Here is a 1440-nt window from a genome sequence, read left to right as displayed (position 1 = left end):
AACACAGTGGACGCGAGCAACTGAGGACAAGCCCTCGGCCTATTAGTACCGGTCACCTCCACACCTTGCGGTGCTTCCAGATCCGGCCTATCAACCCAGTCGTCTACTGGGAGCCTTAACCCCTCAAGGGGGTGGGAGTCCTCATCTCGAAGCAGGCTTCCCGCTTAGATGCTTTCAGCGGTTATCCCTCCCGAACGTAGCCAACCAGCCATGCCCTTGGCAGGACAACTGGCACACCAGAGGTTCGTCCGTCCCGGTCCTCTCGTACTAGGGACAGCCCTTCTCAAGACTCCTACGCGCACAGCGGATAGGGACCGAACTGTCTCACGACGTTCTAAACCCAGCTCGCGTACCGCTTTAATGGGCGAACAGCCCAACCCTTGGGACCGACTCCAGCCCCAGGATGCGACGAGCCGACATCGAGGTGCCAAACCATCCCGTCGATATGGACTCTTGGGGAAGATCAGCCTGTTATCCCCGGGGTACCTTTTATCCGTTGAGCGACGGCGCTTCCACAAGCCACCGCCGGATCACTAGTCCCGACTTTCGTCCCTGCTCGACCCGTCGGTCTCACAGTCAAGCTCCCTTGTGCACTTACACTCAACACCTGATTGCCAACCAGGCTGAGGGAACCTTTGGGCGCCTCCGTTACTCTTTAGGAGGCAACCGCCCCAGTTAAACTACCCATCAGACACTGTCCCTGATCCGGATCACGGACCCAGGTTAGACATCCAGCACGACCAGACTGGTATTTCAACGACGACTCCCCCTGAACTGGCGTCCAGAGTTCACAGTCTCCCAGCTATCCTACACAAGCCGAACCGAACACCAATATCAAACTGTAGTAAAGGTCCCGGGGTCTTTCCGTCCTGCTGCGCGAAACGAGCATCTTTACTCGTAGTGCAATTTCACCGGGCCTATGGTTGAGACAGTCGAGAAGTCGTTACGCCATTCGTGCAGGTCGGAACTTACCCGACAAGGAATTTCGCTACCTTAGGATGGTTATAGTTACCACCGCCGTTTACTGGCGCTTAAGTTCTCAGCTTCGCCCCACCGAAATGGAGCTAACCGGTCCCCTTAACGTTCCAGCACCGGGCAGGCGTCAGTCCGTATACATCGCCTTACGGCTTCGCACGGACCTGTGTTTTTAGTAAACAGTCGCTTCTCGCTGGTCTCTGCGGCCACCCCCAGCTCAGGAAGTAAATCCCATCACCAGGAATGGCCCCCCTTCTCCCGAAGTTACGGGGGCATTTTGCCGAGTTCCTTAACCATAGTTCACCCGAACGCCTCGGTATTCTCTACCTGACCACCTGAGTCGGTTTAGGGTACGGGCCGCCATGAAACTCGCTAGAGGCTTTTCTCGACAGCATAGGATCATCCACTTCACCACAATCGGCTCGGCATCAGGTCTCAGCCACAAGTGCGACGGATTTACCTATC

Annotated in this window: 1 rRNA gene; it reads right to left on the bottom strand. The window is 56.3% G+C overall.

Features of this window, described 5'->3' with window-relative positions:
- Positions 1-22: 22 nt before the first annotated feature.
- A 23S ribosomal RNA gene (locus ACH4F2_RS36080) occupies positions 23-1440 on the bottom strand; the annotation flags it as partial.

The organism is Streptomyces sp. NPDC017890 (assembly GCF_044328675.1).
Lineage (GTDB): Bacteria > Actinomycetota > Actinomycetes > Streptomycetales > Streptomycetaceae > Streptomyces.
This window is presented reverse-complemented; position numbering and strand designations above follow the sequence as displayed.